This is a genomic window from Pseudomonas sp. LBUM1673, from assembly GCF_059695645.1.
This window is the reverse complement of the sequence record NZ_CP166780.1, coordinates 5,366,175-5,392,308: the sequence shown is the minus strand read 5'-3', so window position 1 is coordinate 5,392,308 and position 26,134 is coordinate 5,366,175. Positions and strand designations below refer to the sequence as shown.

At 60.2% G+C, this 26,134-nt stretch carries 21 protein-coding genes; 14 read left to right on the top strand and 7 right to left on the bottom strand.

Annotated features, from left to right (window positions below):
• Positions 1–3: 3 nt before the first annotated feature.
• The 3 genes from ACA044_RS24685 (at position 4) to ACA044_RS24675 (ending at position 2,645) form a co-directional block, all read left to right on the top strand.
• Positions 4–1,254: a flavohemoglobin expression-modulating QEGLA motif protein gene (locus ACA044_RS24685; protein ID WP_497447301.1), complete on the top strand. Its 1,251-nt coding sequence runs from the start codon at positions 4–6 to the stop codon at positions 1,252–1,254.
• A 150-nt stretch (positions 1,255–1,404) separates the two neighbouring features.
• Positions 1,405–2,319: an alpha/beta hydrolase gene (locus ACA044_RS24680; RefSeq protein ID WP_497443691.1), complete on the top strand. Its 915-nt coding sequence runs from the start codon at positions 1,405–1,407 to the stop codon at positions 2,317–2,319.
• Entirely contained in the window at positions 2,316–2,645 is a 330-nt protein-coding gene (locus ACA044_RS24675) for a PA3694 family proteiin (RefSeq protein ID WP_497443690.1), read from the top strand. The genes ACA044_RS24680 and ACA044_RS24675 overlap by 4 nt, the downstream gene beginning before the upstream one ends.
• A gap of 175 nt (positions 2,646–2,820) precedes the next feature.
• Here ACA044_RS24675 and lptF read toward each other — a convergent pair whose 3' ends face one another.
• The 3 genes from lptF to ACA044_RS24660 all read right to left on the bottom strand — a co-directional run bounded on the left by lptF (position 2,821) and on the right by ACA044_RS24660 (position 4,762).
• Positions 2,821–3,609 (bottom strand): lipotoxin F family OmpA-related lipoprotein LptF, encoded by a 789-nt coding sequence (lptF, locus tag ACA044_RS24670; protein ID WP_497443689.1) that lies wholly within the window; start codon positions 3,607–3,609, stop codon positions 2,821–2,823.
• Positions 3,610–3,665: 56 nt separating this feature from the next.
• Complete coding sequence (locus tag ACA044_RS24665) at positions 3,666–4,079, bottom strand: DUF4398 domain-containing protein (RefSeq protein WP_497443688.1); 414 nt, start codon at positions 4,077–4,079, stop codon at positions 3,666–3,668.
• A gap of 338 nt (positions 4,080–4,417) precedes the next feature.
• A complete protein-coding gene (locus ACA044_RS24660; RefSeq protein WP_497443687.1) occupies positions 4,418–4,762 on the bottom strand; it encodes a pilin assembly protein in 345 nt (114 codons plus the stop codon).
• 232 nt (positions 4,763–4,994) lie between these two features.
• Here ACA044_RS24660 and ppc point away from each other — a divergent pair, with 232 nt between their 5' ends.
• From ppc to ACA044_RS24625, 7 genes are all read left to right on the top strand, one after another.
• Positions 4,995–7,625 (top strand): phosphoenolpyruvate carboxylase, encoded by a 2,631-nt coding sequence (gene ppc, locus ACA044_RS24655; protein WP_497443686.1) that lies wholly within the window; start codon positions 4,995–4,997, stop codon positions 7,623–7,625.
• 303 nt (positions 7,626–7,928) lie between these two features.
• On the top strand, positions 7,929–8,576 hold the full coding sequence (gene adk / locus ACA044_RS24650; protein WP_497443685.1) for an adenylate kinase: 648 nt from the start codon (positions 7,929–7,931) through the stop codon (positions 8,574–8,576).
• Between the two features lie 93 nt (positions 8,577–8,669).
• The gene (tsaB, locus tag ACA044_RS24645; protein ID WP_497443684.1) at positions 8,670–9,344 is read left to right on the top strand and encodes a tRNA (adenosine(37)-N6)-threonylcarbamoyltransferase complex dimerization subunit type 1 TsaB; all 675 of its coding nucleotides are present in this window, start codon (positions 8,670–8,672) and stop codon (positions 9,342–9,344) included.
• A gap of 309 nt (positions 9,345–9,653) precedes the next feature.
• The gene (locus tag ACA044_RS24640) at positions 9,654–9,959 is read left to right on the top strand and encodes a hypothetical protein (RefSeq protein WP_497443683.1); all 306 of its coding nucleotides are present in this window, start codon (positions 9,654–9,656) and stop codon (positions 9,957–9,959) included.
• The gene (locus tag ACA044_RS24635) at positions 9,959–10,819 is read left to right on the top strand and encodes a DUF72 domain-containing protein (protein WP_497443682.1); all 861 of its coding nucleotides are present in this window, start codon (positions 9,959–9,961) and stop codon (positions 10,817–10,819) included. Before ACA044_RS24640 ends, ACA044_RS24635 begins: the two co-directional genes overlap by 1 nt.
• 136 nt (positions 10,820–10,955) lie before the next feature.
• Complete coding sequence (locus ACA044_RS24630; protein ID WP_497443681.1) at positions 10,956–11,777, top strand: isocitrate lyase/PEP mutase family protein; 822 nt, start codon at positions 10,956–10,958, stop codon at positions 11,775–11,777.
• Positions 11,778–11,779: 2 nt separating this feature from the next.
• Positions 11,780–12,475 carry an extensin-like domain-containing protein gene (locus ACA044_RS24625; RefSeq protein ID WP_497443680.1) on the top strand — a complete coding sequence of 232 codons (696 nt, stop codon included), beginning with the start codon at positions 11,780–11,782 and terminating at the stop codon, positions 12,473–12,475.
• A gap of 4 nt (positions 12,476–12,479) precedes the next feature.
• Here the strand turns inward: ACA044_RS24625 and ACA044_RS24620 are convergent, their stop codons facing one another.
• Positions 12,480–13,100: an energy transducer TonB gene (locus ACA044_RS24620; RefSeq protein WP_497443679.1), complete on the bottom strand. Its 621-nt coding sequence runs from the start codon at positions 13,098–13,100 to the stop codon at positions 12,480–12,482.
• Between the two features lie 93 nt (positions 13,101–13,193).
• On the opposite strand from ACA044_RS24620, the gene ACA044_RS24615 reads away from it, so the two are divergent.
• Positions 13,194–13,976 carry a class I SAM-dependent methyltransferase gene (locus ACA044_RS24615; protein ID WP_497443678.1) on the top strand — a complete coding sequence of 261 codons (783 nt, stop codon included), beginning with the start codon at positions 13,194–13,196 and terminating at the stop codon, positions 13,974–13,976.
• Between the two features lie 131 nt (positions 13,977–14,107).
• Here the strand turns inward: ACA044_RS24615 and ACA044_RS24610 are convergent, their stop codons facing one another.
• Positions 14,108–14,752 carry a TetR/AcrR family transcriptional regulator gene (locus ACA044_RS24610; RefSeq protein WP_497443677.1) on the bottom strand — a complete coding sequence of 215 codons (645 nt, stop codon included), beginning with the start codon at positions 14,750–14,752 and terminating at the stop codon, positions 14,108–14,110.
• A 93-nt stretch (positions 14,753–14,845) separates the two neighbouring features.
• On the opposite strand from ACA044_RS24610, the gene ACA044_RS24605 reads away from it, so the two are divergent.
• The 3 genes from ACA044_RS24605 to ACA044_RS24595 all read left to right on the top strand — a co-directional run bounded on the left by ACA044_RS24605 (position 14,846) and on the right by ACA044_RS24595 (position 20,515).
• Entirely contained in the window at positions 14,846–15,946 is a 1,101-nt protein-coding gene (locus tag ACA044_RS24605) for an efflux RND transporter periplasmic adaptor subunit (protein WP_497443676.1), read from the top strand.
• 6 nt (positions 15,947–15,952) lie between these two features.
• Positions 15,953–19,024, top strand: a complete 3,072-nt coding sequence (locus tag ACA044_RS24600; RefSeq protein ID WP_497443675.1) for an efflux RND transporter permease subunit — start codon at positions 15,953–15,955, stop codon at positions 19,022–19,024.
• A 150-nt stretch (positions 19,025–19,174) separates the two neighbouring features.
• Positions 19,175–20,515, top strand: a complete 1,341-nt coding sequence (locus tag ACA044_RS24595; protein WP_497443674.1) for a Fic family protein — start codon at positions 19,175–19,177, stop codon at positions 20,513–20,515.
• A gap of 118 nt (positions 20,516–20,633) precedes the next feature.
• Here ACA044_RS24595 and lon read toward each other — a convergent pair whose 3' ends face one another.
• Complete coding sequence (lon, locus tag ACA044_RS24590) at positions 20,634–23,051, bottom strand: endopeptidase La (protein WP_497443673.1); 2,418 nt, start codon at positions 23,049–23,051, stop codon at positions 20,634–20,636.
• A 356-nt stretch (positions 23,052–23,407) separates the two neighbouring features.
• The gene (locus tag ACA044_RS24585; protein ID WP_497443672.1) at positions 23,408–25,816 is read right to left on the bottom strand and encodes a glucose/quinate/shikimate family membrane-bound PQQ-dependent dehydrogenase; all 2,409 of its coding nucleotides are present in this window, start codon (positions 25,814–25,816) and stop codon (positions 23,408–23,410) included.
• Between the last annotated feature and the right edge of the window lie 318 nt (positions 25,817–26,134).

The following is a 26,134-nucleotide window of genomic DNA, read 5'->3' as shown; positions in this document are numbered from 1 at the left end:
CGCATGTTGTCCGATCGCATAGTGCTGGCGCAGACGCCGATTCGCGTTCTGGATGCGGTCAAGTGGGACGACAGCATTCGCAAGGGGTTCCTCAAGGCCAAGGGCAAGGAAATGCCGGCCGTGGACCGCGACTACTACCTCAATCGACCGCTGTCGTTTGACTCCAGCAAAGTGAAACTGGAATTCCAGAACATCGAGCGCGACATCACTCGCCAGCTCGGCCAGTTCAACCCGGTCGGGCAGATCATGCGCCGCATGTGCAAGGAATACCGCATGGTGGTGCGCATGCTTGAAGCGCGCGGCACCGAGGATTTCGGGCTGATTTCCCAAGAGTTGTACGGCGCGGCGTCCGATGCGTTTCACGCCGGCGACCCGACCCTGGCCGACCTGGGCCTGATGCTCTCCGATTACCTGAACAATATCGATGGTCGTGGCGACCTCAAGGATGAACCGAAACTCCTCACCGCCAAGGAAGCCGTCAACCTGCTGCAACATCGGTTGAACAAGGTATTTGGCGAGGCCGAGGAAACCATTCGGGTGTTCGAATCCGACGGGATCGTCGCCGATGCGGCGGCCGGCGCCGACTACATCAAGATCCGCGCCGACGCGATGTTCAACGACCGCGACGTGCGAGCGCTGGAAGTCCACGAAGGGCTGGTGCATGTGGGCACCACGCTCAACGGTCTGAATCAGCCGATCTGTACGTTCCTGTCCAAGGGCCCGCCGTCGTCCACCGTGACCCAGGAAGGCCTGGCGATCCTGATGGAAATCATCACCTTCGCCTCCTACCCGAGCCGCCTGCGCAAACTCACCAACCGTACCCGCGCCATTCACATGGTGGAGGAGGGCGCGGACTTCTTGCAGATTTTCGAGTTCTTCCGTGAGCAAGGCTTCGAAATGGCCGAAAGCTACGGCAACGCCAGTCGGGTTTTCCGCGGCTCGGTGCCGACCGGTCTGCCATTTACCAAAGACTTGTCCTACCTCAAGGGCTTTATCATGGTTTACAACTACATTCAGTTGGCCGTGCGTAAAGGCAAGCTGGAGCAGATACCGCTATTGTTTTGCGGCAAGACCACGCTGGAAGACATGCGGACCTTGCGCCAATTGGTGGACGAAGGCCTGGTGGTGCCGCCCAAGTACCTGCCCGACCAATTCCGCGACATGAACGCGCTGTCGGCCTGGATGTGCTTCTCCAACTTCCTCAACCACCTGAGCCTGGACCGGATCGAAGCGGATTATTCCAATATCCTCTAGCCATGGCGCAGTCCAAATGTGGGAGCGGGCTTGCTCGCGAAAGCGGTGTGTCAGTCGACATCAATGCGGGATGGAAAACCGCTTTCGCGAGCAAGCCCGCTCCCACATTGGATCGTATTCCAACCCCCTATTTTCGCGAGGCTTCACCGGATGAGAATCCTCGGCATCTTTTGCCTGCTCTTGGCCCTCGGCGGTTGCGACTCTCTTCTGTTCTATCCCGAGCCCGGCCAGCCGTTCACCCCGGAAAAAGCCAAACTCGAATTCCGCGACGTCACCCTGATCACCGCTGACGGCCTCAAGCTGCATGGCTGGTGGCTGCCGGCGAAAAAAGGCGTCGAGGTCAAAGGTACAGTGCTGCATTTGCACGGCAACGGCGGCAACCTGGCGTGGCATTTGGGTGGGAGTTGGTGGTTGCCGGAGCAGGGCTATCAAGTGTTGCTGGTGGACTATCGCGGGTACGGTTGGTCCGAAGGTAAACCGGCGTTACCGGCGATTTATCAGGACATCGATGCCGCGTTCAAATGGCTCGACCAGGCCCCGGAGGTCAAGGGCAAGCCGCTGATCCTTCTCGGTCAGAGCCTTGGCGGTTCGATGGCCGTGCATTTCCTGGCCCAGCATCCCGAGCGCCAGCGGCAACTCAAGGCTTTTGTGCTCGATGGCGTGCCTGCCAGCTACCGTGATGTCGGACGTTTTGCCCTGAGCACGTCATGGATGACCTGGCCGTTCCAGATGCCGTTATCCTGGTTGGTGCCGGACGGCGACAGTGCGATCCATTCCATGAGGCAGCTCAACGGCGTACCGAAACTGATCTATCACAGTATCGATGATCAGCTGGTGCCCCTTTCCAACGGCATTCGACTGTATCAAGCTGCGCCGCCGCCGCGAGTGCTGCAACTGACCCGGGGCGGTCATGTGCAAACGTTCGCCGACCCGGTTTGGCGAAAGGTCATGCTGCGCTACCTCGAAGACCCGCAGCATTTCGACGGTTTGCGCCGCCTGGGTGAAGTCCCGAATTACCCGGCGCCCCCGAATTCTGAAGATGAACCACCAGAGAGTCCGCAATGAGTGAAGAACGTAACGCCATCCCGCTGATCATCACCGGTATTTGCAGCATCCTCGGCACCGTTGGCGCCCTGTGGTGGTACGGCTACCTGCACTTCGCCAAACCGCAAGACGCGCTGCTGCTCAGCGACTTCACCATGCTCAAGACCGTGCCGGGCGAAGACTACAAGGTCTCTCTGGAACCGGCCCCGCAAGTGGCCCAGTGCATCGATGGCGTGCTGGTGCTGTTCGACACCGAACAGAAAGGCCTGACCGGCGTGCTGATCAACAGCAAGAAAAAGGCCGTGCGCTGCATGGGTCAGGAAACCCCGCAAAAACTGCAACCGTAACCCGCCCGAAAAGATCGCAGCCTTCGGCAGCTCCTACATTGACCGGGCACACCCGCGACATCGCGGTATATGCAAACCCTGTAGGAGCTGCCGAAGGCTGCGATCTTTTGACCTTAAAAACGAAAGCCTCGCCTGATCAACTCAGGCGGGGCTTTTAAGTATCAGCGTGGTCAGCTTACTTGGCGCTGATCGCCGAACGCGGGACGACCGGCTGGTTGTCATTGGAAATGGTCACTTCCACCCGACGGTTCATCGCACGGCCCGAGACGCTGGAGTTCTCCGCCACCGGGTATTCCTTGCCATAACCCTGGGCCACGATGCGCACGGGATCTACCCCCATCTTGATCAGGGCGACCTGCACGGACGTCGCACGACGCTCGGACAGCGACTGGTTGTACGACGCCGCGCCGGTGCTGTCGGTGTAGCCTTCGACAATCACTTTGCGGTCCGGGTTTTCCTGAAGGAACTGCGCCAGTTTGTTGATATTCACCAGACCGTTGGATTTCAGCTCGGCCTTGTTGGTGGCGAACAACACGTCACCGAAGGTCACCAACGTGCCGCGATCGGTCTGTTTGGCGTTCAAACTGTCCTGCAACTGCTTGATCTGCTGGTCGCGAGCATCCAGACGAGCCTGGGCCCGTTGCGCCGCGGCGTTTTTCAGGTTGTTTTCAGCGGTGCGTAGCGCAATGGTTTGCTTGGCCACTTCAACACGCTGATTGGTCAGGTAAGCCAGTTGGTCGACCTTGGCCTGGTCTTCCCTGTCCAGGTAAGCCTTGTCGGCCTTGTCCAGGTATTCGCTGGCATCTTTGGTTTCCAGCGCCGCGACTTTGCTGGCTTGCGGGTTGGCTTGCAGGCCGGTGTAGTTGGTACGGGCTTGCTCCAGGTTCGCGTTGGGCGGTGTGGAGCAGGCAGCCAGTGCAACACTTGCGGCCAGGAGGGCGGGGATCATCAATTGTTTGCGCATAATGGTTCGTCCTTTCTATCGATAAGAGTTTCAGGTCTGAAAATCGGGATGCGCGCTTACTGCACGGTGCGCTGACTTTCCTGACGCAGTTCCTGAACACCTTTTTGGGAATCCTTCACAGCTAGTTCGGCTTTCATCGCCTGGGCCTTGCGCTCGGCGACACGGGCGTCCCACTCGGCTTGCTCGGCCAGCATTCTGGCTTCGTCATACTTCTTGTCGTGCATGGCGATTTCGGCTTGTTTGAGTTTGTCCTGAGCGGCTTTCATTTCCACCGCGGCGAATTCGGTACCGCCGGCGCTGACAGCGCTGTTCACGGCGGATTGGGTCACGGCGTATTGCTCGGTCGGCGGGTTACCGGCGCAACCGGCCAGAACGAAGCTGCTGCCGATGGCCAGGGCCGCCAGTTTGAGACCGCGCAGGTGGGTAAACGAGGATAGGGCAGTGCTGGTCTTCATGGTTTTCAACTCCATTGGATAACTCCTGAAAAACATCTGAATCCATCCTGGGCAAGGAGCCGCAACCATCAGTTTCCAGAGCGTTTCGAAACGGCCGTCCCAGGCATGGTTACTGGGTTGACCCGAAGTGTTTTTTAAAAGTTCAGAGAAGATGGCCTACTACCCGAAAAAACGTTGACCGAGTGGACAAGGCTCTAAATCGGGAACTTTAGCGATGTGCAGCGGTATACCGGCCGTTCCTGCAAGCCAATGTGTGCGGGCTTGCTCGCGAAGACGGCGGCACAGTCACCATTGATGTCGCCTGACACACAGCTTTCGCGAGCAAGCCCGCTCCCACAAGTTCGGCGGAAAATTCAGTGTTTCTGCTTGTCGTTATCGGTCGACAAGTCGTGCAAATGCCGGCGGGACAAGGCGAGAAAGCGTGGGGTTGGGCCGACATCTTCGTACAGCGGATCGCCTTCTTCATCGGTGGCTACCACCGTTGACCCTTTCACATACGGAAAGCTCGCTTCGAGCTCTTCCAGGGCGGCGCCGATCAATTCGCCGAGCAGTTCTTCGGGATGCCGTTTGGGGTACATCTCGATAATCGCCGCCAGCCGCGCGGCGGCTTCCACGTCCAGGCGAATCGTGTAGCCGGTGTCGGTCAGGCGACCCTTGGCGTTTTCTTCCCAATGCTTGGCGAGCTCGCGGATTTTCATAATGACCTCATTGCGCACCTGCTCGTGGCAGGCCGGGTGAGTGTCCGGCAGTGGCCGGTGGTAAGCCGTTGTACGGCTTAATGTTGAGACTAGCGGTAACGCTTGGGGTTCGAAGTCCCTTCGTCTGCTTGTAAGAAGCACTTTACGACGGCACTCTCTATGAAAGGCATTTATGTCAGAGCCTCTAATACCTAAAGCATAGCCGCCCGGATTTTTTGCTGGAGAACTGCTGATGACCGATATTGATGCACGCTTGCGCGAGGACGTTCACCTGTTGGGTGAGCTGTTGGGCAATACCATTCGTGAACAGTACGGGGACGGCTTTCTCGACAAGATCGAGCAGATCCGCAAAGGCGCCAAGGCCGACCGTCGCGGTTCGATGGACGCCGAACTCAGCGCCAGCCTCAATCAGTTGAGCGAAGACGAGTTGCTGCCGGTGGCGCGGGCGTTCAATCAGTTCCTCAACCTGGCCAATATCGCCGAGCAATATCAGCTGATTCACCGCCGCGAAGAATCGCAACCCGCACCGTTCGAGGCCCGGGTGTTGCCGGAACTGCTCGCTCGCCTGCTGACGGCAGGTCATGACGCCGAGTCCCTGGCCCGGCAATTGGGGCGGGTGGAAATCGAGCTGGTATTGACCGCGCACCCCACCGAAGTGGCGCGTCGCACATTGATCCAGAAGTACGACGCCATCGCCGCGCAACTGGCCGCCCAGGATCACCGTGACCTGACCACCGCCGAGCGCGAGCAGATCAAGACGAAGTTGCAGCGCCTGATCGCCGAAGCCTGGCACACCGAAGAAATCCGCCGTACCCGTCCGACACCCGTGGACGAAGCCAAGTGGGGCTTTGCGGTGATCGAGCATTCGCTGTGGCAGGCGATTCCCAACTATTTGCGCAAGGCCGATCAAGCCCTGCATGCCGCCACCGGCCTGCACCTGCCACTGGAGGCCGTGCCGATTCGCTTTGCCTCGTGGATGGGCGGCGATCGCGACGGCAACCCCAACGTCACCGCCGCTGTGACCCGCGAAGTGTTGCTGCTGGCGCGCTGGATGGCCGCCGATTTGTACGTGCGCGATGTCGATCACCTCGCCGCCGAGTTGTCGATGCAACAGGCCAGTGACGCCCTGAAAGCCAAGGCCGGCGACAGCGCCGAGCCTTACCGCGCAGTGCTCAAACAATTGCGTGAGCGCCTGCGCGCGACCCGTAACTGGGCCCATGCATCCCTGACTGCAACCACGCCCGCGTCGGCCGAAGTGCTGCAAAACAACCGCGACCTGCTGGACCCGCTGGAGTTGTGTTACCACTCGCTGCATGAGTGCGGCATGGGCGTTATCGCCGACGGTCCGTTGCTCGATTGTCTGCGCCGGGCGGTGACGTTCGGGCTGTTTCTGGTGCGCCTCGATGTGCGACAGGACTCGTCGCGCCATACGGCGGCCATGACCGAAATCACTGACTACCTCGGCCTGGGCCGTTATGAGGACTGGAGCGAGGAAGAGCGCATCGCCTTCCTGATGCGCGAACTGAACAATCGTCGGCCGTTGCTGCCGGCGTATTTCAAGCCGTCTGCCGACACCGCAGAAGTGCTGGCGACTTGCCGGGAAATCGCTGCGGCACCGGGGGCTTCCCTCGGCTCGTATGTGATTTCCATGGCCGGTGCCGCTTCCGACGTGCTGGCCGTGCAATTGCTGCTCAAAGAGTCCGGTGTATTGCGGCCGATGCGCGTGGTGCCGCTGTTCGAAACCCTCGCCGACCTCGACAATGCGGGCCCGGTGATCGAAAAACTCTTGCTGCTGCCGGGCTATCGCTCGCGCCTGCAAGGGCCACAGGAAGTGATGATCGGTTATTCCGACTCGGCCAAGGACGCCGGCACTACAGCGGCGGCCTGGGCGCAGTATCGGGCGCAGGAGCGGCTGGTTGATATTTGCCGCGAACAGCAAGTGGAACTGCTGTTGTTCCACGGTCGCGGTGGCACCGTGGGCCGCGGTGGTGGTCCGGCGCACGCGGCGATTCTGTCGCAGCCGCCGGGTTCGGTGGCGGGGCGTTTCCGCACCACCGAGCAGGGGGAAATGATTCGTTTCAAATTTGGCCTGCCGGACATCGCCGAGCAAAACCTCAATCTGTACCTGGCGGCGGTGCTGGAAGCGACCTTGCTGCCGCCGCCACCTCCTGAGCCTGCCTGGCGCCATTTGATGGACGAATTGGCCGCCGACGGCGTCAAGGCTTACCGCGCCGTGGTGCGGGAAAATCCGCAGTTCGTCGAATATTTCCGCCAGTCCACCCCGGAGCAGGAGTTGGGGCGTTTGCCGTTGGGCAGCCGCCCGGCCAAGCGTCGCGCCGGCGGGATCGAAAGCCTGCGCGCCATTCCGTGGATCTTCGGCTGGACCCAGACGCGCCTGATGCTGCCGGCCTGGCTCGGCTGGGAAGCGGCACTGAGCAAGGCGCTGGAGCGCGGCGAGGGCGAGTTGCTGGGGCAGATGCGTGAGCAGTGGCCGTTCTTCCGTACCCGCATCGATATGCTGGAAATGGTGTTGGCCAAGGCCGACGCGGATATCGCCCAGTCTTACGATGAGCGCCTGGTCGAGCCGGATCTGCTTCCTTTGGGTGCGCATTTACGCGACCTATTGTCGCAGGCCTGTTCGGTGGTCCTGGGGCTGACTGGTCAGTCTCAACTACTGGCACATAGCCCAGACACCCTTGAATTCATCCGTCTGCGCAACACTTACCTCGACCCGCTGCATCTATTGCAGGCCGAACTGTTGGCACGTTCGCGGCAACAGGATGTGGCGCAGGACAGCCCGGTAGAACAGGCGTTGCTGGTGTCTGTGGCGGGGATTGCCGCCGGTTTGCGAAATACCGGCTAAGGTTTTCGTCGTGGGGGACAGGCACCCGGCGCGAACGTCGAGTGCCTGCTGGCGAGCGGTAAAAAAGGTCTGGCACGCGACAGTTAATGATGGGGTTGCGACTTGGACTACCCCTTCGCAAGGTCTCGTCAGGCGCGGGTTTCTCCGACTTTCGGCGGCTTGTGTGGGCAGGGTCTGCTGTGTATCTTGATCAGCCTTTGGCCGTTTGGGCGGTCGCGGACCCTATTTTTGAGATTGGCCCCACGAGGCGAATCCATTGTTTTGTTTAAGTTATTCTAAATAAAAAATTGAGGAGCACATCTAATGCGCGTCATTCTGCTGGGAGCTCCCGGGGCCGGTAAAGGTACTCAGGCTAAGTTCATCACCGAAAAATTCGGCATCCCGCAAATCTCCACCGGCGACATGCTGCGTGCTGCGGTAAAAGCCGGCACCGAGCTGGGCATTAAAGCCAAAAGCATTATGGATGCCGGTGGTCTGGTCTCTGATGACCTGATCATCGCCCTGGTCAAGGACCGTATCGCGCAGCCTGACTGTGCCAACGGTTTCCTGTTCGATGGTTTCCCGCGCACCATTCCGCAAGCTGAAGCGCTGGTAGACGCTGGCGTGGAACTGGACAACGTGGTCGAAATCGCCGTCGATGACGAAGAAATCGTTCAGCGTATCGCCGGTCGTCGCGTTCACGAGGCCAGCGGCCGCGTGTACCACACCGTCTACAACCCGCCGAAAATCGCCGGCAAGGACGACATCACCGGTGAAGAGCTGGTGCAGCGCAAGGACGACACCGAAGAAACCGTGCGTCATCGCCTGTCGGTTTACCACTCCCAGACCAAGCCATTGGTAGCCTTCTACCAGAACCTGGCCGCTGATCAGGGCAAGCCGAAGTACAGCCACATCGCTGGCGTCGGCTCGGTTGAAGCGATCACTGGCAAAGTGCTTGAAGCACTGAGCTGAAAAGTCTGATCGGCTTCATCTACTACGGCCCGCTTGCGGGCCGTAGTTGTTTATACTGGCGCACTTTTTCTGACCTCTCTTACGGAAACATCGATGAGCACCTTGCTGGCCCTGGACACCGCGACTGAAGCTTGCTCCGTTGCCTTGCTGCATGAGGGCAAAGTCACGAGTCATTACGAGGTGATCCCGCGCCTGCATGCACAGAAGCTGCTGCCGATGATCCAGCAGCTGCTGGCCGATGCCGGGACCACGCTGCAAGCGGTCGATGCCATTGCATTCGGCCGTGGGCCGGGCGCGTTCACCGGTGTGCGGATTGCCATCGGCGTGGTGCAGGGGCTGGCGTTTGCGCTGGAGCGTCCGGTGTTGCCGGTCTCCAATCTCGCCGTACTTGCCCAGCGGGCCTATCGCGAACACGGCGTCAGCCAGGTCGCGGCGGCCATCGATGCGCGCATGGATGAGGTGTATTGGGGTTGCTACCGCGAAACGGCGGGGGAGATGCGTCTGGTGGGCAACGAAGCAGTATTGCCACCGCAAGCCGCTGCGTTACCGGCCGATGCCAGCGGCGAGTGGTTCGGCGCGGGCACCGGTTGGGGATATGCCGAGCGCATCGCCGTCAACCTGAGCGGGCAAGACGCGGGCATGCTGCCTCACGCCGAAGACCTGCTGACCCTGGCGCGTTTCGCCTGGGAACGGGGTGAAGCGATCGTGGCTGATGAGGCGCAACCGGTGTATTTGCGCGACAAAGTCGCGACCCCAAAAGCGCGTTAATCCACGCGGTCTTTGTGGCAAGAGAGCCTTCTGTGGCGAGGGGGCTTGCCCCCGTTGGGTCGCGAAGCGGCCCCAAAAACCACCACCACATTCCCCTGACACACCGCATTGGCTGGTTTTGCGACTGCTTCGCAGCCGAACGGGGGCAAGCCCCCTCGCCACAATCAGCATTTCATCTCTAGCCAATCGTCAGTTTCTACTCGCCGCTTTTAAACCTTTTGTCTTTTCTGTGTTCTAGTTATCACTCGGCAGTTTGCGAAGTGGGCTATGTGCCACTAAGCTGCCATCATCGATACCGAGCATGCACTTATGCGTATAGACGGCGTTTCCTCCCAGTCCTACCCCATCAAGCGCAAGTCCCGCAAAGGCCCTGTGACGGATGACGACTACGTCGATATCGACGGCGAGCTGGAAATTCCTTCCGAGGAGCAGTTGGCCGCCCGTGCTGCCAAAGCTTCCGCGCAACGCCTGAGCAATCTCCCCGCGCGTCAACAAGACATGATTTATCACCGCGCCATGAGCAAAAGCGTGGCGATGGCACTGGCCAGTTACCTGAGCACCGCCGGTTTTGTCGATTGGGATGCGGATGTACTGGGTCTCGACCTGTACATCTGATGTGGCTGCCTTACTACCTCGGCTGCCCGTCCTGGAGTGAAAACGCCTGGCGCGAGTACTTGTATCCGCAAGACGCCAGGCCCGCCGAGTTTCTCAATCTTTATTCTCAAGTGTTCAACGCCGTGGAAGGCAATACGACCTTCTACGCGAGCCCCTCTGCCGCCACCGTGCAGCGCTGGGCCGAAACCATGCCCGAACACTTTCGCTTCACCGCCAAGTTCCCCGGCGACATCAGCCACAGCGGTGACCTGCGCGAACAGCTGACCGCCGCCGAGACCTTCCTGCAATTGCTCAGTCCTCTGGGTGGGCGGGTTTCTCCTGTCTGGCTGCAATTGTCCAAAGGCTTCACCCCACAACGATTGTCGGAGCTGGCCGGTTTTATCGACGCTGTGGACAGGCCTTTGGCTGTCGAAGTGCGGCACGATGAATTCTTCGCCAAGGGCGACGCCGAGCGGATGCTCAATCGTCTGCTGCTGGACCGCGGTGTCGAGCGCATCTGTCTTGATCCGCGGGCGCTGTTCAGCTGCACCTCGACTGATCCTTCGGTGCTCCACGCCCAATCGAAAAAGCCCAGGGTGCCGCCTCGACCCGCTGCGTTTACTCAATTCCCTCAAGTGCGTTTCATCGGCCATCCTGTGCTTGAAGCCAACGACCCGTTCCTGGTGCCGTGGGTCGAGAAAATCGCCGTCTGGATCGAAGAGGGGCGCACGCCCTATATCTTCCTGCACACCGCCGATAACCTGCTGGCGGCAAAACTGGCGCAGCGTTTTCACGCACAACTGATGCTGCGTTTGCCTGGCTTGCCGCCGCTGCCTGAGTTATACAGAGAACCCGCCGCCGAGCAACTTGGCTTGCTCTGAAGCGGCCTCGTTTCCTAATGCCAGTTGTAGGAGCCAGGCTTGCCGGCGAAGGCGTCCTTAAGAGCGCCTTCGCCGGCAAGCCTGGCTCCTACTTACTCCGCATTGGGATTCTTTCCCCCTTTTCAGGAGCCTGCCAATGGATGCGCAAACCCTTCGAGCCCAGGCGTTCAAAGCACTGCACGAACGCGAGGGCGCTTTTGTCATTCCCAACCCTTGGGACGCCGGCTCGGCGAAAATGCTCGCCAGCCTTGGCTTCGAGGCATTGGCGACCACCAGTGCCGGTTACGCCTTTTCCCGGGGCCGTCCCGATGGTGGGCTGACGCTCGACGAGACCCTGGCGAACGTTGAAGCGATTGTCGCGGCCACTGATCTGCCGGTAGCGGTGGATCTCGAAAACGGTTTTGCCGACGCCCCCGCCGACTGTGCCCAAAGTATTGTGCGTGCGGCAAAGGCCGGTGCGGTCGGCGGTTCGATCGAAGATGCCACGGGGCGTGAGGACAGTCCGATCTACTGCTTCGAGCATGCCGTCGCGCGTATCGAAGCGGCCGTCGCGGCGGCCCGCAGCTTGCCTTTTCCCTTCGTGCTGACGGCGCGTGCCGAGAACTTTTTGCACGGCAATCCGGACCTCGACGATACCATTCGCCGCTTGCAGGCATTCGCCGAGGCCGGCGCCGATGTGCTTTACGCACCGGGCCTGCGCAGCGCTGAAGAGGTCTTGGCGGTGGTCCGCGCCGTGGCGCCGAAACCGGTCAATGTGTTGATGTCCGGCGGGCTGAAGCTGACGGTAGAGCAGTTGAGTGAGATGGGCGTCAAACGCATCAGCGTCGGTTCGGCTCTGGCCTTGGCGGCGTATGGCGAGTTCTTCCGCGCCGCCGAGGAAATCCAGCAGCACGGGACCTTCGGCTTTACCTCTCGGTCGATGCCGTTCCAGCGGGCCAATCAATTGTTCAAAGGCTGACGATGCGGTTTCGGTGGGGGCTGTTGCTGGTGCTGTTGCTCATCGGCGCTGCCGGGTTGAGCGTCTGGCGCGGCTGGGTTTCCATTCCCCCGCAATGGAACCCGTGGGCGCCGCTGGACGTAAAGGCCGAACCGAACCTGCTGACCCGCTACAAACTGATGCGTCTGCGCGATGATCCGCAGTTATGCGACCAGGCTCTGAGTAGTTCCGGATTACGTGTAAGCCGTCAGGCCGATAGCCCGGACGCGACTTGTCCGTTGACCAACACCATGCGTGTGCAAGGTGGCGAGGTGGCGCTGAGCAGCAGTTTCCTCGCCAGTTGCCGCCTGGCGGTGGCGTTCGCCCTGTTCGAACGCCACGCCCTGCAACCGGCGGCTCAGGCAGCCTATGGACAGACGGTGACACGGCTCGACCATCTCGGCAGCTTCGCCTGCCGCAACGTTTACAACCGTGAAAACGGCAGGCGAAGCCAGCATGCCACGGCCGATGCACTGGACATCAGCGGATTCCGGCTGGCGGACGGGCGATCAATCAGCGTGCTCAAGGATTGGCCGAAGGATAATCAGGACGCGCGATTTCTCCGTCAGGTCCGCGACGGCGCCTGCGACATGTTCAGTGTGGTATTGAGCCCGGACTACAACGCCGCCCATCGCAATCACTTTCATGTGGATGTCGGGCCGTGGTGGAGATGCCGCTGAAGGGTTATGCGGCGATGCGCAGGTTCTGCAGAACGATCGGGCGTGCCCAGCCGTTATCGAAATCGAGTTGTTTCTGTTGTTCCACCAACTCTTCTGGCGAGAACGACGGGAACGGCTTGTCCAGCAGGTGGAGTTCGAACTCGGCGATCGGCAAGTGCAGCGGACGCGGTTGCGGCGCGGTTCCAGGCGCTGGCAGCGGTTGACCGGCGGTGAGCACGATCGGGCGTACCCAGCCGCTGTCGAAGTCCTGTTGTTTCTGTTGCGCGACGATTTCTTCCGGCGGAAACGGCGGGAACGGTTTGTCGGCCAGGTCCATTTCGAACTCGGCAATCGGCAGGAACAATGGCTCTGGCGGGCGGACTGCGGTTTCTTTCACATCACATTCGCGCTGGGAAATGATGTGCGCCAGCAGTTCGCTGCCGATGGTTGGTTCGACCGGGCTGTCGAGATCGACCGGTGGAAAGTTGAGAGACGCCGGCACCACATCGCCCGACTGATCGGCCAGGGCCTGGGCAAAAAAATCCTGCCACAGGTGACTGACGCCGCTCAGTGCTTGGGAGTTTCGCAGGCCAAAATCGCCGTGGGGCGAGATGTAACCTATCGATGTGCGTTGAATGTCTGACATTTCTCTCGATCGACGCTCAGCTCTGGCAAAATGCTCGATAGTTTTGTTATCGGCCGTTTTTGCCGATCATTAATTTTTTGAGCGTGTTTTCCCATGATTGAGCAACCTGCGGTTTGCCGCATCCATGTCGAGGCCTTGGGCACGACCTTCCAGCCACAGGCCGAGCAATGGGCCGAGCGCCTGGGGTTGCCGTTGCAGGTGGATAACGGCGAGTTTGCCTTGCAGGTGGGTGAGCAGGGGTTGCAGCTGCAACAACTCGGGCCGGACGCACCGGGGCCGGTGCGGGTGGACTTCGTCGAGGGCGGTGCGGCCCATCGTCGGTTGTACGGCGGCGGCAGCGGTCAGATGATTGCCAAGGCGGTCGGGATCGCTCAGGGCGTGCGCCCGCGCGTGCTGGATGCCACGGCGGGGCTGGGCAAGGACGCGTTCGTGCTGGCCAGCCTGGGCTGCGAGATGAGCCTGATCGAGCGTCAGCCGCTGATCGGTGCCTTGCTTGAAGATGGCCTGGCGCGTGGCGCGGAAGATTTCGACGTGGCGCCGATCGTGGCGCGGATGCGTTTGCTCAAGGGCAATTCGATCGAGGTGATGCGCAACTGGGAAGGCGAACCGCCGCAGGTCATCTACCTCGATCCGATGTTTCCCCATCGCGAAAAAACTGCGTTGGTGAAGAAGGAAATGCGCCTGTTCAGGCCGCTGGTGGGCGATGACCCGGACGCGCCGGCGCTGCTCGAAGCGGCGTTGGCCCTGGCCAGCCACCGGGTGGTGGTCAAACGCCCGCGCAAGGCGCCGTGCATCGATGGGCCGAAGCCGAGCCATGCGCTGGATGGCAAGTCCAGCCGATACGATATTTATCCGAAGAAAGCGCTCAAGCCTTAAGATCGTGTCGCCCCCATCGCGGGCAAGCCTCGCTCCCACAGGTTTTGTGTTGGGCACAATATCTGAGAACACCTCGGAACCTGTGGGAGAGGGCTTGCCCGCGATGGCGTCAGCCCAGACACCTCAATTTATCAGGCTGACTCCGGCCGATACGCCCGCATAAACAACCCCACCACTTCCCGCACATGGGCTTCAGCCGCATCCCCGGTCACCGGCTCGCCGCAGCCATACAGCAACCGGAAATTCCCTGCGCCCTTGAGCAGGCAAAAGAAGTGCTCGGCCGCGTTACGCGGTTTATCGATGCTCAACGCGCCGCTCTGATTGACCTTGATCAGCAACCGCTCCATGCCATGCAACATGCGTTCTGGCCCGGCTTCGAAGAAAATCAATGAGAGTTTCGGGTCCTGGCTGCCCAGCGTCATCATCAGACGGTGCAGGTTCACCGATTCGTTGCTGTTGATCAGTTGATGAAAGCCGCGCGCGATGTTCAGCAGCACGGTTTCCACCGTAATGCCGCCCGGCAATTCAAAAAACAGCGGTGGCAGTTGCTCCTCGCATTTGGCCACCACGGCGGCGGAGAACAGTGTCTCCTTGTCGTTGAAATGGCTGTAGACCGTCAGTTTCGACACGCCGGCCTCGGCCGCCACGGCATCCATACTGGTGTTGGCGTATCCCTTACTCAAAAACAGGATTTTCGCCGCATCGAGGATTGCCTGGCGCTTGGCCAGATCCTTGGGACGGCCCGGACCACTGGATGTTGAAAGATTGTCAGACATTCTTCGCTTTAATACTGGACTGGTGAGTTTGCTATTAATAACATACTGCTCAGTATAATTATTCCAAGCACCATTAGCGAAAGGTCGTTCACCATGCTGCGCTATGCCTTGCCCCTCGCGTTGCCGGTCAGTCTGGCTTTTTTATTGTCGGCATGTGGCCATGAAGAGGCGCCTCAAGTCACCGTCCGCCCGGCTATGGTCGTACAGCCAGAGCCTTCGGCGCAGGCCATGGAAAGTTATCCCGGTGAAGTCCGCGCGCGCTATGAGCCAGATCTGGCCTTCCGTATTGGCGGCAAAGTCAGCCGACGACTGGTCGAGGAAGGGCAGCGGGTCAAGGCCGATCAGCCTCTGGCGGAACTCGACCCTCAGGACGTGCGTCTGCAACTGGAAGCCACCCGTGCCCAGGTCGCGGCCGCCGAGGCCAACCTGAGCATGGTGCGTGCCGAGCGTGATCGCTACAAGACGCTGATGGAGCGGCAGATGGTCAGCCGTTCGCAGTACGACAACGCGGAAAACCTCTACCGCTCCGGTGAAGCACGCCTCAAGCAAATCAAAGCCGAATTCAACGTCTCGACCAATCAGGCCAGCTACGCGGTGCTGCGTGCGCCGCAGGATGGCGTAGTGGCCAAGCGTGCGGTTGAAGTCGGGCAGGTGGTGGCGGCCGGGCAAACCGTGTTTACCCTCGCCACCGATGGCGAGCGCGAAGTGTTGATCAGCCTGCCGGAGCAGAGCTTCGGCCGCTTCAAGGTCGGTCAGCCGGTCTCGGTGGAACTCTGGACCCAACCCGATCAACGTTTCCCCGGGAGCATCCGTGAGTTGTCACCCGCGGCCGATCCAAAATCCCGCACCTTCGCCGCTCGCATTGCCTTCACCGCCGGCAAGGTTCCTGCCGAACTCGGCCAGAGCGCCCGGGTGTTCATCCAGACCGCCGAAGTGGTGGCGTTGTCGGTGCCACTGTCGGCGGTCACCGCGGAAAACGGTGCCACTTATGTGTGGGTGGTTGGCGCCAACAACACGTTGAAAAAAGCCCCGGTGCGGGTCGGTGCATTCGGTGAGAAAACCGTGCCGGTGCTCGAAGGCCTGAACGCCAGCGACTGGGTGGTGGCCGCCGGTGTTCATGTGCTTCACGACGGGCAGCAAGTGCGCCCGGTGGACCGCTCCAACCGCGCGGTCAATCTGGCGCACAAGGAGTAATCCCCGATGGGTTTCAATCTTTCCGAATGGGCGCTGCGTAACCGCCAGATCGTACTGTTCCTGATGCTCTTGCTGGCCGTCGTCGGCGCGTTGTCCTACACCAAACTTGGCCAAAGCGAAGACCCGCCGTTCACCTTCAAAGCCATGGTGATTCGTACCAACTGGCCGGGGGCCACGGCCGAGGAAGTGTCGCGCCAGGTCACCGAGCGTATTGAAAAGAAACTGATGGAAACCGGCGAGTACGACCGGATCGCTTCATTCTCCCGCCCGGGCGAGTCCCAGGTGACGTTCATCGCTCGGGATTCGATGCATTCGGTGGAAATCCCGGACCTCTGGTATCAGGTCCGCAAAAAAATCAGCGACATTCGCCATACCCTGCCACCGGGCATCCAGGGCCCCTTCTTCAACGATGAGTTCGGCACCACCTTCGGCAACATCTACGCCCTGACCGGCGAAGGTTTTGATTACGCGGTGCTCAAGGACTACGCCGACCGCATCCAGATTCAGCTGCAACGGGTCAAGGATGTGGGCAAGGTCGACCTGCTCGGATTGCAGGACGAGAAGATCTGGATCGAACTCTCCAACGTTAAACTGGCCACCCTCGGGTTGCCGTTGGCGGTAGTGCAGCAGGCGCTTGAAGAACAGAATGCGATGTCTACCGCAGGCTTCTTCGAAACCACCAGCGAGCGTTTGCAGCTACGGGTCTCGGGGAATTTTCAGACGGTCGACGAGATCAAGAACTTCCCGATCCGCGTCGGTGATCGCACGTTCCGCATCGGCGATGTGGCCAACGTTCGTCGCGGTTTCAACGACCCACCGGCACCGCGCATGCGCTTCATGGCTGAAGACGCCATTGGTCTGGCCGTGGCCATGAAGGACGGTGGCGATATTCTGATACTGGGCCAGGCGCTGGAAGTCGAGTTCGCCCGGATCCAGAAAAACCTGCCGGCCGGCATGCAGTTGCGCAAGGTGTCTGACCAGCCAGCCGCGGTGAAGACCGGTGTTGGCGAGTTCGTTCAGGTGCTGGTGGAGGCGCTGGCGATCGTGTTGCTGGTGAGCTTCTTCTCCCTCGGTGTGCGCACCGGCATGGTGGTGGCGCTGGCGATCCCGCTGGTGTTGGCGATGACCTTCGCCTGCATGTATTACTTAGGGATAGGCCTGCACAAGATTTCCCTCGGTGCGCTGGTGCTGGCGTTGGGGTTGCTGGTGGATGACGCGATCATCGCCGTGGAAATGATGGCGATCAAAATGGAGCAGGGCTTTGATCGGGTCAGGGCCGCCAGCTATGCCTGGACCAGCACCGCGTTCCCGATGCTCACCGGTACGTTGATCACCGCTGCCGGCTTCCTGCCGATTGCCACCGCCCAATCGGGCACCGGCGAATACACCCGCTCAATCTTCCAGGTGGTGACCCTCGCGCTGCTGGCCTCGTGGATTGCCGCCGTGGTTTTTGTGCCTTATCTGGGGGAAAAACTCCTGCCGGACCTGGCGAAAATTCACGCCGCCAAACACGGCACCGGCGACGGCCAGCCCGACCCTTACGGCACGCCGTTCTATCAGCGCGTCAGACGGCTGGTGGAGTGGTGCGTGCGCCGGCGCAAAACGGTGATCGTCCTGACCATCGTGATGTTTGTCGCGTCAGTGGTGCTGTTTCGCTTCGTGCCGCAGCAGTTTTTCCCGGCTTCGGGGCGGCTGGAGTTGATGGTCGACCTGAAACTGGCCGAAGGTGCTTCCCTGAGCAACACCGCAGAAGAGGTCAAGCGTCTCGAGGTCCTGCTCAAGGATCACGCCGGGATCGACAACTATGTGGCTTACGTCGGCACCGGCTCGCCGCGTTTCTACCTGCCGCTGGATCAGCAATTACCTGCAGCGAGCTTTGCGCAGTTTGTCGTCCTGGCCAAAACCATCGAAGACCGCGAAACCCTGCGCACCTGGCTGATTGAAACCCTCAACGAACAATTCCCGGCCTTGCGCTCGCGGGTCACGCGGCTGGAGAACGGCCCGCCGGTTGGCTATCCGGTGCAGTTCCGAGTCACCGGTGAACACATCGAGGATGTCCGCGCCCTGGCGCGTAAAGTCGCGGCCAAGGTTCGCGAGAATCCACACGTGGTCAACGTGCATCTGGACTGGGAAGAGCCGAGCAAAGTCGTTTACCTGAACGTCGATCAGGACCGCGCGCGGGCGCTGGGCGTGAGCACGGCAAACCTCTCGAGTTTCCTGCGAAGCTCGCTGACCGGTGCCAGCGTCAGCCAGTACCGCGAAGACAACGAATTGATCGAGATCCTGTTGCGCGGCACGGTGCATGAGCGTACCGAACTGGCGCTGCTGCCGAGTCTGGCCGTGCCCACCGACAATGGTCGCAGCGTGGCGCTGTCGCAGATTGCAACGCTGGAATATGGCTTTGAAGAAGGCATCATCTGGCACCGTAACCGCCTGCCCAACGTGACGGTTCGCGCCGACATTTATGGCAAGGAGCAACCGGCGACGCTGGTGCAGCAGATCATGCCGACCCTCGATCCGATTCGCGCCGAATTACCGGACGGCTATTTGCTGGACGTCGGCGGTACGGTGGAAGACTCGGCTCGCGGGCAGAACTCGGTGAAAGCCGGTGTGCCACTGTTCATCGTGGTGGTGCTGACGTTGCTGATGCTGCAATTGCGCAGTTTCTCACGCACGGTGATGGTGTTTCTGACGGCGCCACTGGGGCTGATCGGTGTGACGCTGTTTTTGATGGTGTTCCGCCAGCCGTTCGGTTTCGTGGCCATGCTCGGGACGATCGCCTTGTCCGGGATGATCATGCGTAACTCGGTGATTCTGGTGGATCAGATCGAGCAGGACATCGCGGCGGGGCTCAAGCCCTGGCAAGCAATTATCGAGGCGACGGTGCGGCGGTTCCGACCGATTGTGCTGACGGCGCTGGCGGCGGTGCTGGCGATGATTCCATTGTCACGCAGTGTGTTTTTCGGGCCGATGGCGGTGGCGATCATGGGCGGTTTGATTGTGGCGACGGCGCTGACGTTGCTGTTTTTGCCGGCGTTGTATGCGGCCTGGTTCAGGGTCAAAAAAGAGCCGGCCTAAGCGCCTGATACCGGCCAGTTAAGCGCAAACCCTGTGGGAGCGGCATTAGGCCTGAGCTCCTACATGTATTTCAGATCCTTCTGATATTGAGTCAGAGCAGGGGCGGTGCTGTACTCAAGACTCAGTTTCGTGAGTTTTTGAGACAGCAATATGAAAAAGCCGCCGATGCTGAAAGGCAGATCCGACCCGGTGTTCGATCTGTTGGGGCAATCGCCCCACAAGGAACGCCTCTCGGACTATCTCGCACTGCTCAAGCCTCTGGATGATCAGGGGCGTTACCTTCCACTCGATGACTTGCGCTACCGTTGGGCGCCAGGGCTGGATTCGAATCTGTGCTGGGCCTTGGTCAAAAAAGCCCGGACCGCCCAGTACTTAAGCCTTCTGCCATTGGGCGAGCCTATCCAGTGGGGCCACTTCGTGCTCACACCGCTGGCGCAGAAAGCTATTTCTGCCGTTGACCGGCAAGCTACAACGGCCGCGTTGGAGTACATGACCAGCCAGATCGGCGAGCACGCGCATTTCAGCTATCTGCTCAACGATCTGATTGAGGACGAAGCCATCAGCAGCAGCCAACTCGAAGGTGCGGCGACCACTACCCGAGTGGCCAAGGACATGCTCAAGCGTCATCGCCTGCCGCGCACGCCGGATGAGCGAATGGTCATCGGCAACTACAAAATGATGAACTTCGCCTGGGAAAAACGTTATGAACCCTTGAGCATCGAGCTGATCACGGCGATGCATCGTGTCGGCGTCGAGGGCATCGACGACACTCAATATTCACCAGGGGCTTTAAGGGCCAACGATGATGTGGTGGTGCAGGATGGCGAGGGCAACACCGTGCATACACCGCCGCCCGCAGCGGGGCTGATGTCACGATTGCAGGTGCTGTCGAAGTGGATCAATCAATCCCACAACGATCCCTATCAAGTGGATTATCTTCATCCGTTGATAAAAGGCATCTCTCTGCATTTTGCGTTGGGCTATGAGCATCCTTTTCGCGACGGCAACGGTCGGGTCGCGCGTGCGCTGTTTTACTGGTTCATGTTCAAGAATGATTTCTCGGCCTTTCGCTATATAGCGATCAGCATTTTGCTGCGCAATGCGCCGGTGAAATATGGGCGCTCGTATCTGAATACGGAAGCTGATGAGTTGGACCTGACTTATTTTATCGATTTCCAGTGTTCGGTGATTCTGCGTGCTGTTAGTGGTTTTACTGAGGCTTATCGAAAAAGTCTGGCCTATGCTGAGAACTTTGATCGATGGCTGCTGGAGTCTGGATTTTTCGACCGTTTGACCGAGAAACAGCGGGCCATATACCAAGTGGCCAAGAGTGGAATGGCCAAGGAATTTACGGCGGTCAATGTGAAGGAGAATCTGGACTGCTCTTACAACACTGCGTCCGCGACCTTGAATGGGTTGGTTGAATTGAAGGTATTCGAGAAGAGGAAGATGGGCCGGGAGTGGATATTTTTCTTGCGCGCAGTACCGTAGTGCTGGCCGCCACCCTCAGTCCGTGACGCAAATGAAGAGCCCGCTGAACCTTTAAGGTCAGCGGGCTTTTTTGGTTGAGTCTGATTGTTCTGGAGCGTGGTAATGATCAGGTTACGGATCAGAACAATATCTTCGCCACATCCGCAAAGCGCTTGGCAAAGTGCACGGTAATCCCCTCTTTCAAGTATTCCGGCAGTTCCTCGAAGTTGCCGCGATTGGGCTCGGGCAAAATCAGTTCATCGATTTTCTGCCGACGCGCAGCGATGACTTTCTCGCGCACGCCGCCAATCGGTAGTACATGCCCGGTCAGCGTCAGTTCGCCGGTCATGGCCACGCCTTTTTTCGGTGGCTGGTTGCGGGCGAGCGAGAGCAGGGCGCTGGCCATGGTCACGCCGGCGCTCGGGCCGTCTTTCGGGGTGGCGCCTTCCGGTACGTGGAGGTGGACGAAGGCTTCGTCGAAGAACGTCGGGTCACCGCCGAATTGCTTCAGATGGGAGCTGACGTAGCTGTAGGCAATTTCCGCCGACTCTTTCATCACGTCCCCCAGTTGCCCGGTGAGTTTGAAGCCACGGTTGAGGGTGTGAATGCGTGTGGCTTCGATCGGCAGGGTGGCGCCGCCCATGCTGGTCCAGGCCAGCCCGGTGATTACGCCGATGCCGGACAGCACTTGCTCGTTGCGGAACACCGGTCGGCCGAGTGAGGCTTCCAGGTCTTTCGGGCCGAGCTTGATCACCGCTTTCGGTTCATCGATCAGCTTCATCACGGCCTTGCGCACCAGTTTGCCGAGGTTTTTTTCCAGCTGCCGAACCCCGGCTTCACGGGCGTAGCCATCGATCAATGCTTTAAGAGCGTTGTCACTGATGGACAGGCTGCCTTTGGACACGCCGGCCTTTTCCAGCTGTTTCGGCCACAGGTGACGCTTGGCAATGGCGACTTTTTCTTCGGTGATGTAGCCCGACAGGCGAATCACTTCCATCCGGTCCAGCAACGGGCCGGGGATTGAATCCAGGGTGTTGGCGGTACAGACGAACAGCACTTTCGACAGGTCCAGGCGCAAATCCAGGTAGTGGTCGAGGAATTCGACGTTCTGTTCCGGGTCGAGGGTTTCCAGCAGCGCCGAGGCGGGATCGCCCTGGTAGCTCTGGCCCATCTTGTCGATCTCGTCGAGCATGATCACCGGGTTCATCACTTCGACGTCTTTCAACGCGTGGACGAGTTTGCCCGGCTGCGCGCCGATGTAGGTGCGACGGTGGCCCTTGATCTCGGCTTCGTCGCGCATGCCGCCGACGCTGAAGCGATAGAACGGTCGGCCCAGGGTTTCGGCGATGGATTTGCCGACACTGGTCTTGCCCACGCCCGGCGGGCCCACCAGCAAGACGATGGAGCCGCTGATCTCGCCTTTATAGGCTCCGACTGCGAGAAACTCGAGGATGCGGTCCTTGATGTCATCGAGGCCGGCGTGGTGTTTGTCCAGCACCTTTCGCGCGTGCTTGAGGTCGAGCTTGTCCTCGCCGTATACGCCCCAAGGCACTGAGGTCGCCCAGTCGAGGTAGTTGCGGGTTACCGCGTACTCCGGCGAACCGGTCTCGAGGATCGACAGCTTGTTCATTTCCTCTTCAATGCGCTTCTGCGCCTGGGGCGGCAGCACTTTGCCCGTCAGCCGTTGCTCGAACTGCTCGATGTCGGCGCTGCGGTCGTCCTTGGTCAGGCCCAGTTCTTGCTGGATGACCTTGAGCTGTTCCTTGAGGAAGAACTCGCGCTGATGCTCGCCGATCTTGCGGTTCACTTCGGCGGAGATTTCTTTTTGCAGGCGCGCGACTTCGACTTCCTTGCGCAGCATCGGCAGGACTTTTTCCATGCGCTTGAGCATCGGCACGCAATCGAGCACTTCTTGCAGTTCGCTGCCAGTGGCTGAGGTCAGGGCGGCGGCGAAGTCGGTCAAGGGCGAGGGGTCGTTGGGGCTGAAGCGGTTGAGGTAGTTTTTCAGCTCTTCGCTGTACAGCGGGTTGAGCGGCAACAGTTCCTTGATCGCGTTGATCAGCGCCATACCGTAGGCCTTGACCTCGTCGGTCGGCTCGGTGGGCTGATGCGGGTATTCGACTTCCACCAGGTACGGTGGGCGATGGTGTTTAAGCCAGTTTTTGATACGCACCCGGGTCAGGCCCTGGGCAACGAATTGCAGTTTGCCGTTTTCGCGACTGGCATGGTGGACTTTGACCAGGGTGCCGTATTCCGGCAACGCCTTGGTGTCGAAGTGTCGCGGGTCTTCCTGGGGCGTGTCCATGAAGAACAGGGCCAGGGAGTGGTGGTCGGCTTGGCTCACCAGTTCGAGGGTTTCGGCCCACGGCTCTTCGTTGACGATCACCGGCAATACTTGCGCCGGGAAGAAGGGGCGGTTGTGGATCGGGATGATGTAGACCTTGTCTGGCAGGTTCTGGCCAGGCAGGGCGAGACCTTTGCCGGTGGAGTGGTGTTCGATTTTGTCTGTTTCGGTGTATTCACTCGGGTCTTCGGGGAATTCTTGCTGGTCGCTCATGGGGCACCTGCGCAATGGGGTATGGGTCTTAGATGGGGCAGGTGGGGGGTGGTTTCAATGGGCCTGGATATTTCAGCGTGTGTGTTCAGGGTTTTGACAGGTGCTTGGACTTGGCGGCCTTCGGGCCGACCATGCTTTGGCTGTGGCGAGGGGGCTTGCCCCCGTTTGAGTGCGTAGCACTCATAAGATCTTTGGTACATCAGAGGTTTTGGGGCTACTTCGTAGCCCAACGGGGGCAAGCCCCCTCGCCACAGTTCGCTCCTATAGGGATTTTGGGTGTGGCGGGGATTGCAGCGCCCACAAAAAAAGGCGACCCCCTCAACAGGAGTCGCCTTTCGTTTAACTGCCGCTACCGCTTACTCCGACAGTTTGTACGCAATCACATAGTCACCTTGCTTGGTGCCCAGCGATCCGTGACCACCGGCCACAACGAGCACGTATTGCTTGCCGTCTTTACCGGTGTAGGTCATCGGTGTGGTTTGTGCACCGGCCGGCAGGCGGCCTTCCCACAGTTGCTTGCCGTTTTTCACGTCGTAGGCGCGCAGGTACTGGTCGAGGGTGCCGCTCAGGAAGGCCACGCCACTGGCAGTGGTGAAGGCCCCGCCCAGGCTGGGTACGCCCATGCTCAGAGGGATTGGAACCGGCGAGCTGTCGCGCACGGTGCCGTTCTTGTGCATCCAGATGGTTTTGTTGGTGGTCAGATCGACCGCCGCCACGTAACCCCAGGCCGGCGCCTGGCACGGCAGGCCCATTGGCGACAGCAGGGCTTCGAGGATCACCCCGTACGGCGCGCCTTTGTTTGGCTGCACGCCTTCGGTTTCGCTGACGCGAGGGCCTTGTTTGGCGATTTCCGCGGCCGGGATCAGTTTCGATTTGAACGCCATGTAGCTCGGGTTCACGAAAGCGATCTGACGAACCGGGTCAATCGACATACCGCCCCAGTCAAACACACCGAAGTTACCGGGATAAACGATCGAGCCTTGCAGCGACGGCGGTGTGAACATGCCATCGTAACGCAGGGATTTGAAGTCGATCCGGCACAGCATCTGATCGAACGGGGTCACGCCCCACATGTCGCGTTCCTTGAGGGTCGGCGGCACGAAGTTCAGGTCGGACATCGGTTGGGTCGGTGAGGTGTGGTCGCCTTCCACCGCGCCTTGCGGCACCGGGATTTCCTTGATCGGCACGATCGGCTGACCATTGCTGCGGTCCAGCACGTAGATGCTGCCTTGCTTGGTGGACGCTAGCACTGCCGGTTTCACACCGTCTGCGGTTTTCAGGTCCATCAGGGTTGGCTGGCCACCGACGTCCATGTCCCACAGGTCATGGTGCGTGAACTGGAAGTGCCAGCGCACCTTGCCGGTGGCGATGTCCAGCGCGGTCAGGCCGGCGGCGTGCAGTTCCGATTCTGGGGTACGCGCGCCACCGAACTGATCCGGGGTCTGGTTGCCCATCGGCAGGTAGATCATGCCGAGTTTTTCGTCGACGCTGAAGATGGACCACATGTTCGGCGAGTTGCGGGTGTAGACCTCGCCTTCGGCAATCGGCGTGGTGTTGTCCGGGTTGCCGCTGTCCCAATTCCACACCAGTTTGCCGGTGTGCACGTCGAACGCGCGGATTACACCGCTTGGCTCGTCAATGGAAACGTTGTCGGTAACGTGGCCGCCAATCACCACCAGGTCTTTGGTGACCGCCGGTGGCGAAGTGGAGTAATAACCGCCGGCGGTGAATTCACCGATGTTGGTCGTCAGGTCAACCTGGCCACCGTTGCCGAAGTCTTCGCACATTTTGCCGGTGTCGGCGTTCAGGGCGATCAGACGGGTGTCGGCGGTCGGCAGGAAAATCCGGCGTGGGCAGACGCTGGTCACTGGCGCGTTGGCGCTGCCGGTCGGGCTCTGCTCGGACGCGTAGGCGGCGTCATCGTGATAGGTCACGCCACGGCAGGTCATGTGCGCCCAGCCCTTGAAGTTCGCCGCGTTCTGCGTGGAGAGCTTCGGATCGAAACGCCAGAGTTCCTTGCCGGTGTCCGGGTCCAGGGCGATCACCTGGCTGTGCGGCGTGCAAACGTAGAGCATGCCGTTGGCTTTGAGCGGGGTGTTTTCGGCGGTGGTTTCACCCGGATCGTTCGGGCCCGGCAGGTCGCCGGTGCGGTAGGTCCAGGCCGGGACCAGTTTGCTGACGTTCTGCGGCGTGATCTGCGCCAATGGCGAGTAACGATCGCCATGGGCACTGCGGCCGTAGGAGTTCCAGTCGCCATCGGGCATGGCCGGGGCGGTGTTGGTCATGCCGGGTACGGCGTCGCGATCCAGCTGGCCTTTGATTTCACCGGGGTTGGTGAACAGACTGGCCAGCGCGGCGATACCGGCGATGACCACGGCAGCGCTCAGCACGCCGGTGCCGACCGGGTTGAACTCGCCGCTACGCAGCGGGCGACGAAACCATGGCAACAGCATGACGATGCCGAGGGCAAAGAGCAGCGCCAGACGTGGCACCAGTTGCCACCAGTCCAGACCGACTTCCCACAGTGCCCAGACCGTACTGGCGAACAGCACCACCGCGTACAGGCTCAGCGCTGCATAACGGTCGGCAAGCAGCAGGCCCCCGGTCAGCATCAGGCCGACACCGGCCAGCAGGTAATACAGTGAGCCGCCGAGCATGCTCAGCTTGATCCCCCCGGCCAGCAAGGCCAGGCCCATTAGCAGAAGCACGATACCGAGCAGGCTCGGCAGCAGACGGCTTCGACTCAAAGCACCATCAGCGCTCATAGTGTGGTTCTCCGTGATGTTTTAAGTAGTCCCGCGCAGTAGTCACTGTAGATGACGATCTGGCGCGGGCATGGTTCAGCTAAAAAGGGCTCCGCAAAAAAGCTCCGTTGAATTTGAACGCCGCAATCCTTGGAGCGGGCTTGCTCGCGAAGAGGCCATCACATTCAACATCCTGGTTGACTGATAGACCGCTTTCGCGAGCAAGCCCGCTCCCACAGGTCTTGTGGTTTTAATTAGAAAGACGACTGGATCTTGATCCCGCCAGCTGGCCACAGGGAAAAGACAGCGCTGTCTCGCAGGGTTTGAACATCAGGCATA

What these genes read in the sequence shown, in the direction of transcription:
- ACA044_RS24615 (WP_497443678.1), top strand. Translation starts at nt 13,194, where the DNA reads ATGATTGAGCAACCTGCGGTTTGCCGCATCCATGTCGAGGCCTTGGGC.
- ACA044_RS24595 (WP_497443674.1), top strand. Translation starts at nt 19,175, where the DNA reads ATGAAAAAGCCGCCGATGCTGAAAGGCAGATCCGACCCGGTGTTCGAT.
- ACA044_RS24625 (WP_497443680.1), top strand. Translation starts at nt 11,780, where the DNA reads ATGCGGTTTCGGTGGGGGCTGTTGCTGGTGCTGTTGCTCATCGGCGCT.
- lptF (WP_497443689.1), bottom strand. Translation starts at nt 3,609, where the DNA reads ATGCGCAAACAATTGATGATCCCCGCCCTCCTGGCCGCAAGTGTTGCA.
- ACA044_RS24610 (WP_497443677.1), bottom strand. Translation starts at nt 14,752, where the DNA reads ATGTCTGACAATCTTTCAACATCCAGTGGTCCGGGCCGTCCCAAGGAT.
- ppc (WP_497443686.1), top strand. Translation starts at nt 4,995, where the DNA reads ATGACCGATATTGATGCACGCTTGCGCGAGGACGTTCACCTGTTGGGT.
- ACA044_RS24675 (WP_497443690.1), top strand. Translation starts at nt 2,316, where the DNA reads ATGAGTGAAGAACGTAACGCCATCCCGCTGATCATCACCGGTATTTGC.
- ACA044_RS24600 (WP_497443675.1), top strand. Translation starts at nt 15,953, where the DNA reads ATGGGTTTCAATCTTTCCGAATGGGCGCTGCGTAACCGCCAGATCGTA.
- ACA044_RS24630 (WP_497443681.1), top strand. Translation starts at nt 10,956, where the DNA reads ATGGATGCGCAAACCCTTCGAGCCCAGGCGTTCAAAGCACTGCACGAA.
- ACA044_RS24640 (WP_497443683.1), top strand. Translation starts at nt 9,654, where the DNA reads ATGCGTATAGACGGCGTTTCCTCCCAGTCCTACCCCATCAAGCGCAAG.
- ACA044_RS24620 (WP_497443679.1), bottom strand. Translation starts at nt 13,100, where the DNA reads ATGTCAGACATTCAACGCACATCGATAGGTTACATCTCGCCCCACGGC.
- ACA044_RS24605 (WP_497443676.1), top strand. Translation starts at nt 14,846, where the DNA reads ATGCTGCGCTATGCCTTGCCCCTCGCGTTGCCGGTCAGTCTGGCTTTT.
- ACA044_RS24635 (WP_497443682.1), top strand. Translation starts at nt 9,959, where the DNA reads ATGTGGCTGCCTTACTACCTCGGCTGCCCGTCCTGGAGTGAAAACGCC.
- tsaB (WP_497443684.1), top strand. Translation starts at nt 8,670, where the DNA reads ATGAGCACCTTGCTGGCCCTGGACACCGCGACTGAAGCTTGCTCCGTT.
- ACA044_RS24665 (WP_497443688.1), bottom strand. Translation starts at nt 4,079, where the DNA reads ATGGAGTTGAAAACCATGAAGACCAGCACTGCCCTATCCTCGTTTACC.
- adk (WP_497443685.1), top strand. Translation starts at nt 7,929, where the DNA reads ATGCGCGTCATTCTGCTGGGAGCTCCCGGGGCCGGTAAAGGTACTCAG.
- ACA044_RS24685 (WP_497447301.1), top strand. Translation starts at nt 4, where the DNA reads ATGTTGTCCGATCGCATAGTGCTGGCGCAGACGCCGATTCGCGTTCTG.
- ACA044_RS24585 (WP_497443672.1), bottom strand. Translation starts at nt 25,816, where the DNA reads ATGAGCGCTGATGGTGCTTTGAGTCGAAGCCGTCTGCTGCCGAGCCTG.
- lon (WP_497443673.1), bottom strand. Translation starts at nt 23,051, where the DNA reads ATGAGCGACCAGCAAGAATTCCCCGAAGACCCGAGTGAATACACCGAA.
- ACA044_RS24680 (WP_497443691.1), top strand. Translation starts at nt 1,405, where the DNA reads ATGAGAATCCTCGGCATCTTTTGCCTGCTCTTGGCCCTCGGCGGTTGC.
- ACA044_RS24660 (WP_497443687.1), bottom strand. Translation starts at nt 4,762, where the DNA reads ATGAAAATCCGCGAGCTCGCCAAGCATTGGGAAGAAAACGCCAAGGGT.